General features: G+C 38.9%; 20 protein-coding genes. 16 read left to right on the top strand and 4 right to left on the bottom strand.

Annotation, left to right across the window (positions count from 1 at the left end; translation table 11 throughout):
- Window positions 1–33: 33 nt before the first annotated feature.
- Window positions 34–333 carry a hypothetical protein gene (locus FAY30_RS04945; protein WP_223820898.1) on the bottom strand — a complete coding sequence of 100 codons (300 nt, stop codon included), beginning with the start codon at window positions 331–333 and terminating at the stop codon, window positions 34–36.
- Between the two features lie 269 nt (window positions 334–602).
- Between FAY30_RS04945 and FAY30_RS04950 the strand changes: the two genes are divergently transcribed.
- From FAY30_RS04950 to FAY30_RS04980, 7 genes are all read left to right on the top strand, one after another.
- The gene (locus tag FAY30_RS04950) at window positions 603–785 is read left to right on the top strand and encodes a hypothetical protein (RefSeq protein WP_149868837.1); all 183 of its coding nucleotides are present in this window, start codon (window positions 603–605) and stop codon (window positions 783–785) included.
- Window positions 786–933: 148 nt separating this feature from the next.
- The gene (locus FAY30_RS04955) at window positions 934–1,617 is read left to right on the top strand and encodes a response regulator transcription factor (protein ID WP_149872602.1); all 684 of its coding nucleotides are present in this window, start codon (window positions 934–936) and stop codon (window positions 1,615–1,617) included.
- Window positions 1,618–2,619, top strand: coding sequence for a sensor histidine kinase (locus FAY30_RS04960; protein WP_149868838.1), 1,002 nt, complete (start codon window positions 1,618–1,620; stop codon window positions 2,617–2,619). It begins immediately after the preceding gene.
- 275 nt (window positions 2,620–2,894) lie between these two features.
- Window positions 2,895–3,578 (top strand): ABC transporter ATP-binding protein, encoded by a 684-nt coding sequence (locus tag FAY30_RS04965; RefSeq protein WP_149868839.1) that lies wholly within the window; start codon window positions 2,895–2,897, stop codon window positions 3,576–3,578.
- Window positions 3,575–6,172 (top strand): ABC transporter permease, encoded by a 2,598-nt coding sequence (locus tag FAY30_RS04970; RefSeq protein ID WP_149868840.1) that lies wholly within the window; start codon window positions 3,575–3,577, stop codon window positions 6,170–6,172. Before FAY30_RS04965 ends, FAY30_RS04970 begins: the two co-directional genes overlap by 4 nt.
- 186 nt (window positions 6,173–6,358) lie before the next feature.
- On the top strand, window positions 6,359–7,177 hold the full coding sequence (locus tag FAY30_RS04975; protein ID WP_223820899.1) for a GNAT family N-acetyltransferase: 819 nt from the start codon (window positions 6,359–6,361) through the stop codon (window positions 7,175–7,177).
- Between the two features lie 64 nt (window positions 7,178–7,241).
- Entirely contained in the window at window positions 7,242–7,841 is a 600-nt protein-coding gene (locus tag FAY30_RS04980; RefSeq protein WP_149868841.1) for a uridine kinase family protein, read from the top strand.
- A 53-nt stretch (window positions 7,842–7,894) separates the two neighbouring features.
- Here the strand turns inward: FAY30_RS04980 and FAY30_RS04985 are convergent, their stop codons facing one another.
- Window positions 7,895–8,236: a DUF3889 domain-containing protein gene (locus tag FAY30_RS04985; RefSeq protein WP_149868842.1), complete on the bottom strand. Its 342-nt coding sequence runs from the start codon at window positions 8,234–8,236 to the stop codon at window positions 7,895–7,897.
- A gap of 100 nt (window positions 8,237–8,336) precedes the next feature.
- Between FAY30_RS04985 and FAY30_RS04990 the strand changes: the two genes are divergently transcribed.
- The 6 genes from FAY30_RS04990 (at window position 8,337) to FAY30_RS05015 (ending at window position 11,607) form a co-directional block, all read left to right on the top strand.
- Window positions 8,337–9,164, top strand: a complete 828-nt coding sequence (locus tag FAY30_RS04990; protein WP_411675475.1) for a PP2C family serine/threonine-protein phosphatase — start codon at window positions 8,337–8,339, stop codon at window positions 9,162–9,164.
- 5 nt (window positions 9,165–9,169) lie between these two features.
- On the top strand, window positions 9,170–9,844 hold the full coding sequence (locus tag FAY30_RS04995) for an alpha/beta family hydrolase (RefSeq protein WP_149868844.1): 675 nt from the start codon (window positions 9,170–9,172) through the stop codon (window positions 9,842–9,844).
- A gap of 27 nt (window positions 9,845–9,871) precedes the next feature.
- On the top strand, window positions 9,872–10,168 hold the full coding sequence (locus tag FAY30_RS05000; RefSeq protein WP_149868845.1) for a hypothetical protein: 297 nt from the start codon (window positions 9,872–9,874) through the stop codon (window positions 10,166–10,168).
- A gap of 61 nt (window positions 10,169–10,229) precedes the next feature.
- A complete protein-coding gene (locus FAY30_RS05005; protein ID WP_149868846.1) occupies window positions 10,230–10,727 on the top strand; it encodes a GNAT family N-acetyltransferase in 498 nt (165 codons plus the stop codon).
- Window positions 10,728–10,843: 116 nt separating this feature from the next.
- Window positions 10,844–11,041 (top strand): hypothetical protein, encoded by a 198-nt coding sequence (locus tag FAY30_RS05010; protein WP_149868847.1) that lies wholly within the window; start codon window positions 10,844–10,846, stop codon window positions 11,039–11,041.
- 35 nt (window positions 11,042–11,076) lie between these two features.
- Window positions 11,077–11,607, top strand: coding sequence for a GNAT family N-acetyltransferase (locus FAY30_RS05015; RefSeq protein ID WP_149868848.1), 531 nt, complete (start codon window positions 11,077–11,079; stop codon window positions 11,605–11,607).
- Between the two features lie 41 nt (window positions 11,608–11,648).
- Here FAY30_RS05015 and FAY30_RS05020 read toward each other — a convergent pair whose 3' ends face one another.
- Window positions 11,649–12,044, bottom strand: coding sequence for a DUF454 family protein (locus FAY30_RS05020; protein WP_317845707.1), 396 nt, complete (start codon window positions 12,042–12,044; stop codon window positions 11,649–11,651).
- A gap of 174 nt (window positions 12,045–12,218) precedes the next feature.
- Here FAY30_RS05020 and FAY30_RS05025 point away from each other — a divergent pair, with 174 nt between their 5' ends.
- Both FAY30_RS05025 and FAY30_RS05030 read left to right on the top strand, forming a co-directional pair.
- Window positions 12,219–12,674 carry a DUF2269 family protein gene (locus FAY30_RS05025; RefSeq protein WP_149868850.1) on the top strand — a complete coding sequence of 152 codons (456 nt, stop codon included), beginning with the start codon at window positions 12,219–12,221 and terminating at the stop codon, window positions 12,672–12,674.
- 167 nt (window positions 12,675–12,841) lie between these two features.
- Entirely contained in the window at window positions 12,842–14,260 is a 1,419-nt protein-coding gene (locus tag FAY30_RS05030) for a tetratricopeptide repeat protein (RefSeq protein WP_149868851.1), read from the top strand.
- Between the two features lie 137 nt (window positions 14,261–14,397).
- Here the strand turns inward: FAY30_RS05030 and FAY30_RS05035 are convergent, their stop codons facing one another.
- Window positions 14,398–15,177 (bottom strand): alpha/beta hydrolase, encoded by a 780-nt coding sequence (locus FAY30_RS05035; RefSeq protein WP_149868852.1) that lies wholly within the window; start codon window positions 15,175–15,177, stop codon window positions 14,398–14,400.
- A 329-nt stretch (window positions 15,178–15,506) separates the two neighbouring features.
- Between FAY30_RS05035 and FAY30_RS05040 the strand changes: the two genes are divergently transcribed.
- The gene (locus FAY30_RS05040) at window positions 15,507–16,544 is read left to right on the top strand and encodes a GGDEF domain-containing protein (RefSeq protein ID WP_149868853.1); all 1,038 of its coding nucleotides are present in this window, start codon (window positions 15,507–15,509) and stop codon (window positions 16,542–16,544) included.
- The last annotated feature ends 66 nt before the right edge of the window (window positions 16,545–16,610 follow it).

Consider the following 16,610-nt stretch of genomic DNA (forward strand, 5'->3'; position numbering starts at 1 on the left):
CGTCAATGTGATAGGGAGAGGAAGATGCCGCGATTAAAGGCGGTCATCTTCCCAGGCTCTATCCTCATCATTAATGTTGTAATTATCTTTTACCTCTTGATTCGCAAAGAATCCTAACGCGTATTTGACCACTTCTTGAATATCATTGGTTTCATATGCAGCGAAATCCTCGTTGGATATGTTTAATTTAACGCCTTCGAGTGCATAACCGCTGTCTAAATCGAGGTCCAATAGTACCTCATATCCCTCTGCATTTTTATTCGCCTCAATAATATTGAACGTCTGAATCGTTGTGCCTGTTTCATATTCGATGGATTCCATAAATTCGGACACGCAAACACCGCCTTCCTTTCATGTGTAACTTCACATAGTTTTAACGGAACTAGGTACTGATATTCCTTTAGTTTTGCTAAACCAATAGGGTTGAATAAATCCATCAAAAAGGATTCCCATCGATGGATAGTGATAAATTAATTTAAAGAGCCTAAATATTATGAAAACGCTTACAATTTCCAGTTAAGACTGATATAATATAACAAGGGGGACCTCATGATTTTTTCATCAGGGATTACTTAATGGAATCATGAAAGGGGTAGAGAAGAATGTCTGACAGCGTTTTCAAACACTTGCAAAAAAAGGGGATTATCGTACCTGAACATCAGATCCAGCCGGTAATGTCTCAATGGGATGCATACAAAATCATCACAAACAATGCAAATCCCGAAAAGCTTGCAGGTCATACCATTGGTCACAAATTTTCACCAGAGGAACCAAGAATCCAGTAAAGTGCTCTAAAACAAAACACGGGAGATTATTCTCCATTCTACAATGATAAACTTATTAAGGGTGTCAGGCACCATGTGAAAATTTCACATGGTGCCTGACACCTTTTTATGCTGTTATAATAGGGAGGTGAAGGGCGGGATGCAGATGTTGAAAATTTTGCTTGTAGAAGATGATAAAACGATTGCTTCTGGTCTTGAATATTCGTTGCAGCAGGATCAGTTTTCCACGATTCTGTGCCATGATGCCGCCTCGGCGGAGAAGGTATTAGCAGAGGACTTAGACCAAATTGCGTTATGCTTATTTGATTTATCCCTTCCAGATGGAAGCGGCTATGAGCTGTGTAAGCTGGTGAAGAAGCGAAGTGATGTTCCTGTCATATTTTTAACGGCGATTGATGATGAAGTTAATGTCGTAATGGGGCTTGATATGGGAGCAGACGATTACATAACCAAACCGTTTCGAATTCGTGAGCTGATTTCGCGGATTAAAACCGTCCTGCGAAGATATCAAAAGCAGCCACAGTCAAAAATCATTATTGAAATACAGAATGTCAGCATAAATACACTTGAAGGAAAGGTTTATAAAAATAACGAAGAGGTTCAATTAACAGCGTTAGAGTATCGCTTAATCCTCATTTTTGCGAACCATATTGGACAAGTTCTCTCACGTAATCAGCTTTTAGAAAGGATTTGGGATGTTGCCGGGGACTTCGTCAATGATAATACCTTAACCGTTTACATAAAAAGACTAAGGGAAAAGTTAGAGGACAATCCACAAATTCCCCAGATTATCAAAACCGTACGTGGTTTAGGTTATAAGGTAGGTGATTAGATGCTGCGAAATCGCGAGGTGCGAGTGCTTATTGTAACAATGTGCCTAATTTCTATAGGAGGTACCGTGGCTGCGTCATTTGTTTCTATTGCTGCCATGGTACTTGTTTTTATCGTTTCTGCTTTATTAATTGGCTGCTGCCTCGTTTTTACAGGTTGGAGATATCATGAAATCGCGAAGCTGTCCAGCTATCTGCGTCAAATAAGCGGTGGTGACTATTCACTCGATGTCCGAGATAATTTCGAGGGTGAGTTAAGTATTTTAAAAAACAATATATACAAAGTGACCATTATGCTATCAGAACAGGGCGGGCTTTTGAAGCAAGATAAAATCCAGCTCACCAATGCGATTTCTGATATATCGCATCAGCTTAAAACCCCATTAACCTCGATGATGATGATGGCAGATTTGTTAAGCGATGCCAATCTCCCTCCTGTAAAAAGAAGTGAATTCACCCGTACCATCCGAATACAGCTTGAACGAATTGAATGGCTGGTCTCTTCGTTATTAAAGCTCTCAAAAATTGACGCTGAAACGGTCCAATTTAAGCAAGAAGTGATTGCTGTGAAACGATTGCTGCAAAAATCGTTAGAACCTGTCCTCATTCCGATGGACATTAAAGAACAGACCGTTTCGATGGATGGGGAAGGAACCGTCTCATTTGTTGGCGATTTTAACTGGACTATCGAAGCCATTATCAATATTTTAAAAAACTGTGTCGAACATACTGCTGACGGCGGGAGAATTGCCATTTCATTTTCAGAAAACCCTTTGTTTACGGAAATCGTCATTGCGGATAACGGGAAAGGAATTCCAAAGGAAGATATTCCATATATCTTTAAGCGCTTTTACAAAGGAAAGAATGCCGGTGAGGATAGCGTCGGTATTGGTCTGGCAATGGCCCATAGCATCATCACCCATCAAAATGGCGATATCGAGGTGAAAAGTAAAAATGGTGAGGGGACACAATTTCGAATTAAGTTTTATAAACAGGTGATATAAGCCGGATAAGTGGTCCAACTTATGAAGCTGCTGTCCTAACTGAGGCAAGGTGCAGGTTTACTGTTGGATGAATTGAAGTTACTGTCGGATAACACCGGTTTACTGTCGGATGGCACCGAAAAACTGTCGCTTAAGATCATTTTACTGTCGACATGCCACTTTTTTGATAATGAAAAACAATAGTAAGTGACTAAATTGTCACTTAACAGTCACTGGAAAGTCATTTTAGCCAGATAAACTAGAAACATCAGCATGAATATGGAGGTTTTACCATAATGGAAATTTTAAAAATAGAACATCTGACTAAAATGTACGGAAAAGGTGAGACAGCAGTTAAGGCGCTAGATGATGTTTCTTTTTCAGTGAAAAAAGGCGAATTTGTCGCGATTATTGGTCCGTCCGGTTCGGGGAAATCAACGCTGCTCCATTTACTTGGCGGGGTCGACCGGCCAACAAGCGGAAAGGTCCTCGTGGATCATACAGACATTTATAATCTAAATGAAACGCAGCTGGCAATTTTTAGGCGCCGGCAAATTGGCTTAATTTATCAATTTTATAATCTGATTCCGGTCTTAACAGTGGAAGAGAACATTACCCTGCCATTATTGCTTGACGAACATAAAGTCGACAGAAAACAGTTTAATGATATTGTAAAAATTCTTAAACTGGAGAATCGCCTGCATCATCTGCCAAATCAGCTATCCGGCGGACAGCAGCAGCGGGTTTCTATCGGACGGGCGCTGATTAGTAATCCTGCGATTATGCTTGCTGATGAACCCACTGGTAACCTAGATAGCAAGAATAGCAGCGAAATTATTGATTTATTAAAAATGTTTAATAAAACGTATAAGCAAACACTGCTAGTGATTACCCATGATGAACGAATTGCCCTGCAGGCGGATAGAGTCATTGCGATTGAAGATGGCAGAATCGCAAAAGACGAGGTGATTCGTCCGTGAATATAGTTAATAAATTAACGGTGCGTCATTTGAAGCAAAATAAGCGGCGCTCGCTAGTAACCATCATTGGCGTTATTATCTCTGTCGCCATGGTGACAGCAGTAGCAACCCTCGGTGTTTCCTTTATGGATTTAATGCAAAGGCAGACGATTGCAAGCGAGGGTGAGTGGCATGTCCTTTACAAGGATGTCAACAATGAGCAGCTTAACGCAATAAAAAACGATAAGGAAACAAAAAAGGTGGTCCTTTCACGTGACCGCGGCTACGCTTTATTAGAAGGCGGACAAAATGAAAGCAAACCTTACTTGTTTGTCAAAGAATACAATGCTCAAGGCTTTAAACAGTTTCCGATTGAACTGAGCAGTGGGCGGCTGCCGAAAGCAAGCAATGAGGTTGTTCTTTCCGAGCACATTGCCACGAATGGCAAAGTAGAATACAAGATTGGCGATCACCTAACTCTTGAGGTTGGGCAGCGGATGATGCCAGATATTACGGATCATGTCTTTGAACAGCGGGACCCTGTACAGATATACGATGAGAAAACATCTGAGAGTTTGACAAATAAAACGACCGTAAGCTACACAGTTGTAGGCTTTATTAAACGTCCAACATGGGAACCAACGTGGGCTCCGGGTTATACGATTATCAGCTATGTAGATGAAAGTACCATCGGGGCAAATGATCCTGTTAATGCAACGGTTGTGTTAAAAAAGGTTAGGAGCTCCTTATATAATCATGCGAAGGAATTAGCCAAGCAAAACAGTATCAAATCTCCGCAATTTAATAATGAGTTATTACGCTATTACGGTGTAACCAATAATTATGGTCTGCATCGCACGCTTTTTTCTTTAATGGCCATCATTATGGCGGTCATTATCATTGGTTCTGTTTCATTAATCTATAATGCCTTTGCTATTTCTGTTTCTGAGCGTTCGCGTCATTTAGGAATGCTTGCAAGTGTAGGTGCAACAAAAAGGCAGAAGCGTAATTCGGTATTTTTTGAAGGAATTATCATTGGATGCATCAGTATCCCAATGGGAATTATTGCCGGTCTTCTTGGAATTGGGGTTACCTTTTGGTCGATTAATTCAGTGATTCAAGGAGCATTAGGGCTAGAGGAAGAGCTAAATGTAATTGTTACACCATTATCCATTCTCACTGCTTGTGGGGTATCAATCGTGACAATCTTTATCTCTACGTATCTACCCGCGATAAAGGCCTCGAAAATTTCTGCAATTGATGCGATTCGCCAAACAAATGAGGTGAAGCTGACGGGTAAAGCAGTGAAAACATCGAAGCTTGTTCGGAAGCTATTCGGTATTGAAGCAGAAATAGGCTTAAAGAATTTAAAGAGGAATAAGCGTAAATACCAAGCAACGGTTTTTTCCCTTGTAATTAGTATCGTTCTCTTTCTAACAGTTTCTTATTTTACAGACAACCTGAAAAAATCACTTGTACTATCGCAAGAAGGAATAAATTATGATATTTCAGTTCAATCAGGCGATAAGGTAACTGAAGAAAATCAGAAGTTGCTTAAAACATTTTCGTCTCTTGAAGATGTAACGGAATCAAGTGTGGTTAGAGAGTTAAACATGAACACTTCAATGGATGAAGCTTCTCTCCCCGACGAAATACAACAAACGGTGAAGCAGGACCGGAGTATACTTGAGAACGGAAAATATCCTATTTATGTTCAAATCTATGCATTAAATGAGAAGAACCTTAAAGCTTATACAAAAGAAATTCATGCTGATTATGAGCAGCTAATAAATACAGAAGAAATGAGAGGCATTGTCATTGATAGGATTTCATATCAGGATGAGGCAACAGGGAAATATGTTAAAACAAAGTCTATTCGTATGAGAACTGGCCAAAGTATCGATTTGAATTTTTATGATGAGGACGCCGAAAAAGAAACGTTAATAAATAAAGTGAAAATTACTGCTTTAACAGATAAAATTCCGATGGGTATTACACCAGCAAGAGTTGGAGGGGTAACCATTATTGTTTCAGAACAAGCGATGGATCAGCTGCTTACTGATAAGCTGCAAGAATATGTTCAGACATACCTCTACCTGAAGACAAAGGACCCAATGAAAACTCAACAGGATATTGAAGAAATAAAAGAGGGGAACCTATACATTCACAATGTTTATCAAAGTAGACAACAGGAAGAACAGATGATCATGCTTATGTCGGTATTTACGTATGGTTTTATTGCCTTAATTACAGCGATATCAATTGCCAATATTTTTAATACGATTTCAACCTCGATTTCGCTAAGAAAACGGGAATTTGCCATGCTGAAATCTGTTGGAATGACACCAAAAGGCTTTAACAAAATGATTAACTATGAAAGTATATTTTATGGCATCAAGGCGCTGCTCTATGGGCTTCCTATTAGCATTGCCGTTATGTATTTAATCCATAGGTCAATGATGAACAGCTTCAGCTATAGCTTTACACTGCCATGGATCAGTATCATCTACGCGATTGCCGCTGTATTTATCATCGTTGGCTCCGCCATGCTCTACTCCAGCGGCAAAGTAAAAAAGGAAAACATCATTGATACCTTAAAACAAGAGAGTATATGAGAAAGGGTGTCAGGCACCATGTGAAAATTTCACATGGTGCCTTTATTTTTTTGATAGGAATATAAAGGGCCACGTGGTAAAATTATGTAAAATTTATTGGTTTTAGATTGGTTGATCTCATAAGAATTGGACCCGTTTTTTATGGTCTTTTGTTATTGATCTTTTTAATGTTTGGGAGGGGTTGTCATGTTTACGAAACTTATTTTAAATGATCCGGCAATGGCTGAGGGGAGTCTTTTTGCGGGTGATGAGGTTCAATATAATCTACTTTATCGTATTAGCGAAGGCAGCGATTCTCTTTGCCTCAAAACAGCGGAGGGCAGCATGATATTTGCCCACACACCAGGGCATAAGGGATGGTTATGGATTTCTCAAGAATTAGCAGCTGGCAAACAGGACGATATGTTTGAAAAACTAGCAATCGAACTGAAGAATGTTTCGCTTTCTGGTATTACTGGAGCCCCGGATACTGTAGAAAGGTTTGCGGAGATTTATTCAAAAAAGAAGGACATCCGTTTGGAAAAAGAGATGACGATGGAATCTTATTATTGTCCAAAAGTGCTTAAGCCCAGTAATGTTCGCGGGGAATTTAGAGAAGCTGCAGCAGAAGATGTGAAAACCGTTGCAGGCTATCTTTCTGGTTTCCTCAGAGATGCCTTCAATAGTTCGGTTGAGCCTGAATCACAGCTTTCGAAGGCAGAGACGATCATTGAAGCTGGCGGCCTGTATTTGTGGCAGGTAGATGGAAAACCAGTATCGATGGCAAATATTTCTCACCGCTCAGCAAAATACGGTCGCATCAACTCAGTGTTTACACCAATTGGGCTGCGGAAAAAAGGGTATGCAAGTGCGTTGACAGCAGAGCTGTGTACCATTTTAGAAAAAGAAAGGTTAATCCCAATGCTATACGCCGATATCAGCAACCCCGCATCCAATAAGGTTTATCAAAACATCGGCTTTGTAAAGAGCGGAATGATAACAGAAATCAAGTTTCTTGATAAATAGGCAGGATGAAAGTGCTCAGGGAAAATTAGGTTATTGTAATAAAAAAATGAAAGGTGGGATTTTAATGGAATTTCCAATCCAAAGAGGAATTTTTCAGTCTATCGAACATTTAATAAAGGCGATTGACCATATGATTAGAAAGCAAAACACCCTTTTAATCGGGGTCGATGGCTGCGGGGGGGCAGGAAAAAGTACATTGGCCAAATTTTTAAAAGAAAAATGTTCTAACGTTACGGTTGTGCATATGGACGATTTTTATTTTCCCTCAGATCAAATCATTCATAAACACCCTAAGGAGAAACCAATAGGTGCAGATGTTGACTGGAAAAGAGTATTGAAACAAGTGATTGAACCAATTCGTCAAGACCAGGAGGGGCACTATCAGCGTTACGATTGGGAATCAGACAGGTTAGCAGAATGGCATAAGGTTCCAATTGGAGGTATTGTCATTATTGAGGGTGTCTATTCAACGCGGCACGAATTATCAAATCTATATGATTTTACCATTTGGGTTGACTGCCCAAGGGAAACAAGGCTGTCACGCGGCATTGAAAGGGATGGGGAAGATGCGCGTAGAATATGGGAAGACAATTGGATGGTTTCCGAAGATATGTATATGAAAGAACACAAGCCGCATCAGCGTGCAGACCTGGTAGTAGGATGATGGACGTGATAAAGGAAAGTGGCCCTTCCCTTTATCACGCAATGAACTTGAGATTATCTTGACGTTTCCTTGAACGTTATGTTCATGACTTTCTCTGTTTTATTATTAAATTCTATATTTACAAAAACGCCAAATTCTCGACTGTTATCCTTTAACCAAAGCTTGAATTTTTCCGTGGAAGAATGTGGGCCGGTTATTCTTCCGATATGAAGATAATCAATAATTTTGGCATTTGGATACTTTTCGTGTGTTTTCTCCATGGCCAGCTTACCAAACTTCGCATATGGAGGAATCGGTTTCTGTTGGGCATTTGCTGTATGTAAAAATTCCATTGGAAATGCACACGCAGTGAAAAAAACAAGTGAAGTCAAAATTCTTAGCAGTAGTTTTTTCATTTTATGACCTTCTTTACTTTTATTATTAACATGGCATTTAACGGGTTAAATTATGAAATTGATTTTGAGATAGACGGCTGAGCAAATGGGGGGTGTAAAATTGGAGTCTAATGAGAACCGGGAGCCATTTCGGAAGCTGAAATGGAACGGGCAGGAAGCACCGTATATCGACCAAATCAAAGTCGAGTCATGTGAAGAAATGGTCCTTGGAAGATATGGCGGGAACCGACTGGCTGGTGCTTTTAAAAATGAAGATGGCGCTATGGTGATGAAGGGGGCGGACTGGGAGTTCGGCATGATTCTCGATGGACATAATAGTTCTGAAAGTGTCGAATTAGTGATTAAAACTATTGAAAATGAGTTTGACAAGCTTGCCATCATTTTAGAGGAACCAATAGATACTGCCCTTAAATCATGTGAGTCACATATCCTCTCCATTTTTCAATCTGAGGCCTTTCTGGCATCCTGCAAACAAATCCAAGGTGAAACCGCCTGCCTGCTATGTGTCAGAAAAGAAAATTACCTTTGGTGGCTGTCAATAGGTGATTGCGTCATTTATATCCTCCACGAAGAATTACATAAATTAGGACAATACGCCTTAAACCAACGTCAGTTTTATGAGTGGATTGGGCAGATCAATACCTTTTCATTACCTATCCCTTGTTATTCTTCCGGAATTCGCGAACTTAGAACCGGCCAAAATCGGATTGTTTTGCTAACAGATGGTGTGCTGGAGTGTGCTGGCCGATATTATGAGACCTCTTCCCGTCTTTTCGCGGATTGTTATGAAGGGCAGATTCGCTCAAAGGTGGAACATATTTTGCAGCAAGTTCATAAGAATTCTGGCCGTGATAGTGCGACCGTCATCTGCTGGGATTATCATAACCCTTTTCCCGCAGTCTATCCTAGCAATCAACCAATGAGGTGAATGAATTGTATCAAATTTTAGAAGATCAATTAGTAAGAAATGAGTATTCGACCATCCCCTATACGTGGATTCGCAGTGAACAACCGAATCACTCAATCTGTATCATGCTTCCAGGGCTAGGCTATTCCACTCAGCGGCCGCTGTTTCATTATGCGACGGGTATATGCATCAACCATAACATTGATGTTCTTCATATAAATTACCAACTTGCTAAAAATGATCAGTTCAAACTGCTTAGTGAACCCGAACAAGACCAATGGATGTATGAAGATGTAAAGGCGGTTGTCGAGGAAGTTCTAAAAGATACTGTGTATGATAAGCATTTTATTATGAGTAAATCGATTGGGACGATTCCGATGGCATTGGAATGGGCTCAAAAAAGTTTTATCCATGATGCGATAGGCATTTGGCTGACTCCACTATTGAAAGATGACCATGTGTATCAAGCACTTTTAACTACTGACCGGCCTGCCCTTTGTGTGATTGGCGATCAGGATCATCATTATATAGAAGACCGAATCACTTCGCTGAAAAATAATCCGCTAGTAGCCACGGTTGTGATTCCGGATGCAGATCATGGATTAGAAATTAAAGGTGATATCGTAGCATCGATTGAAGCCATAAAAGCTGTGATCCAACGCGTTCAGGCATTTATGATAATGCCCGGAAAGGATAGATGACGGGTAAAAGAGTAAAGGGGGAGCATCATGTCAAAAGAAAAAGTAAAGGAATTAACTACTGTATCATCCCTGCTAACAGGATGCGGTCTGCTTCTGATGTTTTTAAGCTTTTATTTTGGCACATCTATTTGCGAAATATGGCTTGATGGTGAGCTTTCTGCAGGAAGGGAATTGACCCTGGATTATGATTTACTAGTTAACAACTTCGTCCGTAATTTTGTCATTATCGGCTCCATTCTGTTTGGTTCTGGTGTGTTAGTGGGAGTTCTTTCTTATCTGCATATCGTTCTATATGGAAATAAAGGGAATAATACACACATTTAACGAAAGCATGGATCCAAACGAAAAGCTATAATAAAAAACAACGTGATGGGAGTGATCTGTTGTGAGTGTTAGAGAAATAAAAATCTCAGATACAGAAAACTTGGTGCACCTAATTCGGCAGGTTGAGGAAGAGTCAGATTACATGCTGATGGAAGCTGGAGAACGACAGATTACAGCAGAACAGCAAAGAACAAGAATTGAGAACATGAAAAATAGCGAAAACTCTACTATTTTCGTAGTAGAAAAAGATCATAAATTGATTGGATATCTGTTCGCGATTGGCGGCACCGCAAGTAGAACAAAGCATTCAGTCTATATTGTTATTGGAATTTTAAAGGATTATAGAGGACAAGGGATTGGAACAAAACTGTTTAAAAGATTAGAAGAGTGGGCAAGGGAAAAAAGTCTTCACCGATTAGAGTTAACGGTGGTAATCCGGAATGAACCCGGAGTGGCGTTGTATAAGAAAATGGGATTTGAGATAGAAGGAACAAAAAAAGATTCTCTTTTTATCAGTGGAGAATTTGTAGATGAATACTATATGGCGAAACTTTTATAGATAATTTTTATTGGAACCCGTTCGGCCAAAAAATTCCCTAGAAAAGTATCCATTCGAGGTTATTGGTTTCGGGTATAATATTGGTGCAACTTAACAATTATGGAGGTGTTTATTTCATGCAACGAATAGATATGTTTGGCCTTTTTGCTATAATACCAATTTTGATTTATTTAGTGATTCTAGGTTTTGGTATTTATTTCATTATAAGAACAATTAAATTTATGAATGATAAAACCAAAATGGATCAAGAAAGAAATGAGAAGCTGGATCTCCTAATTAAGGTTATTCGCGATAGAAAAGATCCTGTTGAATGATTCAACTATTCTTTAAGGCAAAGGGGAGAACAACCATGGAAATTAGATTACTAGACCGATCTGATGCTGAAAGTTACTGGAACTTACGCTTAGAAGCATTGAAGCAAAATCCAGAGGCATTTTTAACAAGCTATGAAGAATCTGTAAAAAGGGAAAATGCCGTTGAGCAGACCGCCCGTAATTTTGCCGCAGAAGGAAACTACACGTTCGGAGCGTTTGAGAATGCGGAACTGATCGGAGTGGTTACCTTACTTCAGGAAGACCGGGTGAAAATAAGGCATAGGGCCAACATTTTTGCGATGTATGTCACCCCAAAGAAACAAGGATTAGGTGTGGGGAAAGCCTTGCTGACAGCAGCGATCAACCAAGCTAAAGAAATCGAAACAATTGAAAAAATAAACTTAGGCGTCATTGCTAGTAATCAAAAAGCAAAACAGCTATATCAAAAATTAGGTTTTAAAACGTTCGGATTGGAGGAAAAGGCACTGGTTGTAGATGGTGTTTATTATGACGATGAGTATATGGTTTTGCATTTAGATAGGAAAGGAATACTTTATAATGAATGAATTTTAAAAGGACATCATCCAACATTTTGAATGATGCCCTTTTATTTTGGTTCCGCTTTAGCCATTTGGACCGTTTTAATCTTATAGATGAAATAATAGTATTTGTAAACAACAATTAATAACAACAAACCTTTCACGATATAACTGTCGAGTATGAAAAAAGGAATGGCAATCATGACGTCCGCAAATAACAGGATGGTCAGCTTCTGCTGCAAGGTCATTGCCCGTTCTTTTACAAAGTTCTCTAAATGACGTTTGTAAAGTGTCGTTCCTTTGAACCAGAGCTCAAACCGTTTCGATCCTTTTACAAAGCAGAAGGAAGCTAACAGTAATAGCGGAGTGGTGGGCAATAGGGGCAAAATAATTCCCAAGATGCCTAAACCGAGTGCTAAAAATCCAAAAGCTATAAATATAAACTTAACAAAAATATTTATGATAGCAGCTCCCTTTCAGGTCCATTTTACTCACAATGTTTCTTGTATTATATCATTATTAATGTAAGAAATTAATGGCGGGAAATCTACAAAACATTTTCATAGAGTAAGATATCACAGTGTTGTCACAATGTTTATGGTAAAATGGGAGCATGTACATAATGGAGGTCGGCACCAGTGATTACTTTCTACAAAGTTGTTGTATTCATTCATATTTTTTCAGCTATTTTGGGGATGGGGCCAGGGTTTATTTTAACAACAGTTGTAAAATCCGGGAAAACAATGACGGAATTAAGGCATTCATATAAGATTAGACATCAATTACATATTTTTGTGATGGTGGGAGGCATGCTGTTACTCGTTACTGGTTTAACCATGGGCTTTTTAAATCCAATCCTGTTCCGAATGGGGTGGTATGTAACAAGCCTTGTCCTCTTTTTGGCGGCGCTTGCTATTGGCCCGCTTGTTCTGTCACCAAGATCAAAGCCGGTAAAAGAACTATTAGCCACACATAAAGGCGAAGAGATTCCCGAAGAATATTGGCGTTTATCAAAGGTGTTATTTCGATTTGAACACCTTGAAAATGTGATTTTTTTAATTATCATTGCCCTGATGATCTTAAAACCATTTTAACCATGAAAGGTATGGCTTGTAATTAGCCATACCTTAAATTATATATTCAAAAAAGTTATGTTAGGATAGGGGGGATAGGCGACTAGTTGATCCTATGCATTCCATTTTCTAATATATGCTATAATAAATGTAAAATAGGTGACTATAATGATGGGGGGCAAGGTAAAATGGATAACGAAATGATTAAGTCAACGGAAATATCAATTAGAGATAAAAAGATAGTTGAAAAAGGGAAGGTCCGTCGAGCGGCAATTTTTTCAAGAACCAAGGTAATCGAAGTAATAACCGCAGATGACGAAAACGTTTATCTTATTTACTATAAAAATTCCCTAATTTATGGTGCCAAGCTTGATAAAATAGAAGAAGGTACATTTATAAACAAAGCATTTCATGAAGGGATTGTTATTGAAACTTCACATCCCATCTTAACCGCATTAATCCCCCATGTATCCGTCTCGATACCAATTAAAAATAAACTTTTCTCTCAACTTCAACAACACTTTTCGTTACAGGAAGTAACTTATATAGCGACAACTTTAGATTCCTTTTTTGAAAAAGATCAGCTGATCGGGATGATTGATAAGATTTTCTTTCACCTGAGAAGAAGCGGGAAATTTATGAAATCGTTTCAGGTACTGCAACTTTTATCTGATTTTGTACCTTCATTAAAATCTGCAAAGGAACGAATGGCTTCACACGAATTCACTTCCTACCAAAATTTTTACCAGTCCTTAGACTACCCATCCATCAGTCAAAAGGATCCTCTATTTGTGGAATTACACTGTTTCAAAAATCGCTCTCATTCAAACGAACGCATGGTATTAGAAAATGTCTTACGTAAACAAGATGGTTTAACTGCGTTATTGCTGTGGCTGGAAAATGCGAATCGTCTTCAAAACCCTCAAACCATAGAACAGTATACGGATATTGCATTGGGATTTATCACGATAGAAGAATGGATGCTCGTTTTAGGGCAGTTGAGAATCAATCCGTTCCGAGTGTTACCTGATTCAAAAGTGATTTTGTGGACGATGATTAATAAAGGAAATTATGAACAAGCAGCCTCCTGCCTATTCAAGTTTGTTCACGACCTGCCGTCTTCCTATGATGACGCCCTCGAAATCATTTGGGAAAATTGTGATGCCAAATTCGTCTTATCACACTTGGACGAATTCGCTCCTTTCTTGCAACACCTCTCCCACACGGAAAATACCAAGCAATTGGAGGATAAAATCTTCCAAATTGCCGTAAATATGCTTAACGAGCACGATCTCCCATCCGTCCACAATAAACTCTTAGCTATTGAAAAGCTATACCCACAATCAGGAGTGATGAGAAAAATTAATGAAATGATTACATTAGTAGAAGATCCTGATCGCATGATGGAGTTAGGGGATTACTATGCTGAATTTAAACAATTCGATAAAGCCATCGACTGCTTCTTCTGGGAAATGGAACTGCAGCCACAAAACCCATCACCCGTACAAAAAATCAGTAAAATGTATCAATACAAAGGATTATCCAAAGAAGCCGCCGACTACCAAAAAATCTATCAACAACTCAACAACAACCCAAAAACAGGTTAACAAGGTGGAAATAAGAAATAGGGTGTCAGGCACCATTTGTAATGTTTTCCCCATTAAAATAATATTATCGATAATAGGAATTCCGGTATGGGGTATTATCAGCCATACCTTTCTTTTTTGTTCATTTATCCGTCATCTTATTTTAAATCCGAAAATAGGCAGGACAGCATGTCAGGGATTCTTTTTCGAAAAAATATATAGGCATGTTCTGCACCTTCAATCCATTGAAAGTGAAGATTTACCTTTTTATCGTTCAAAATTTCAACGACTTGATTTGTTAATCCGAGGAATACCTCATTCATTTCTTCATCTTGGCCAACCTCTTTTGTTCCGAAATCCATATAAAACTTCTCAATTGCAGATAAGTCGGAGTTGCGTATTAGATTCTCGATTTCCTCTTGGTTTCGATAAAAACCAGGCGAAATAGCAGCAATTCGTTTAAAAATTTGTGGATATCGGCAGGCTGCATATGTAGAAATTTGACCGCCTAATGAGATCCCAGCCATTGAAGTATGATCCGCCAACGTACGGTACTTTTTATCTATCAATGGTTTTAGTTCTTTTACCACAAAATCTAGATATTCTCTGCCTCTGCCCCCTGATAGGCTGGCATATCCTAATATTTGTTTGCTGATTTCACCATGAACCCATGGGCAGTATTCGTTGACCCGCTCGTCACCCTCTGGATTTTGATCAATGGCGACAACAATAATTTCAAGGCTGCTTTCATCCAAGTAGTCTTTCATTCCTAAAGATACCCCTTTAATTGCTCCCTCATCTTCAAAAACGTTTTGCCCGTCATGCATATAGAGGACTGGATATCGTTTCGTTTCATTGTTGTAGGATTTCGGAAGATATACTCGAATCATTCGGTCTTGCTGGAAAGCTGACATGCTAACTGGAAATTTTTCTAACATGATTGTTCACCACTTTTCATTAATCTTATCTATTAATTTACCATATATTTCATTATTCCTTCTACATAATTTAGTTGAAATGACTATAGTAGGCAAATCTTGAGCCGCGCCGCAAAAAGTCAATTTAGAATTTGTATTTCATTAATTCAGTGTACAAGTTCATTCCCGTTAAAAAAGTGAATATAGTCAAAAATACTACAATCCTTAAGCAAGAAAGCTATATAAAAACAAGAAAATTTTAATTAAAATAGTAGTTATATAGAAACATTTTTTCTTAAGGATTTGGGTTGGACTAATCGACTTTGATTAGTTGGGGGGATGATCAGCCGATGTTTAAACAATTTGAATCACTTGATGAACTTAAGAGAAGCGTATACTTGTGGGTCATTCCGTGTATTTTGATTGCCCTTATTTTAAATACACTCATGCAAAATGGCTATGCCGAAAACAAACTCAATTTTGTTATGAATAACACACTCACTGTTTGGTTTGCCATCAGTTGGGTTCTACTATATAAGAATCGTTTTATGCGGTTTTGTGAGTATTCCAATTTGGCGTTGATCAGTGTATATCATGTCACCACTTTTTTTGACGCCGTCCATACATACCTGCTTCAAATGGGCGGGTCTTTAGGCGACTTTATTATTTGGATGCCGATTTACTTTATGTTTATTTTCTTAACGCTGGGAACCAAGCGGGGATTATATTTTTCGATAGGTATATCAGCCCTTACTTTGGCAGATGGAATCATGCAATTGGAGCGGCTTTCCATAGAATCAATTGATTCCTTATTTCAATTTTATTTCGCCAGTTTTGTCTATATTGTTGTTCTTGTATATGCCAAGCATATGTTTAGGGCATATGCCACAGCGGAAATATTTAAAAAGCATGCTTATGTGGATGCTTTAACTGGGATTGCCAACCGTTACCGTATTGATGAATGGCTGGAAAATAAGCTGAACGATTGCCAAGAAATGAACAGGTGTTTCTCCATCATCTTTTTTGACCTGGATTATTTTAAGAGGATTAATGATCGTTACGGGCATAAAATTGGCGATTCTGTTTTAAAAGAGTTAGCTGAACTGATCCAACTTAACTTGCCAAAGGGTAACATGTTAGGCCGCTGGGGCGGTGAAGAATTTATTGTCATCACCGATGCATTAGGTAATGAAGCTGTAAATCTTGCTGAGTTTCTCAGGGAAAAGGTCGAAGCACATTGTTTTCATGGGGCAGGTGGTCTTACCGCGAGTTTCGGTGTAACAAATTCTAGAAAAGACGACACGATTGATTCACTTTTAAGCAGGGTAGACGAGGGACTATACCGCTCTAAAAACTGTGGCAGAAATACGGTCAGCTCCATTTGTTAAGCCAGTGGGAATGTTTCAAAAGAACAGCAGTAAAAAATCGCAAGGCGCGTCCTTGCGATTTTTTAC

The organism is Bacillus sp. S3, assembly GCF_005154805.1.
Lineage (GTDB): Bacteria > Bacillota > Bacilli > Bacillales > Cytobacillaceae > Neobacillus.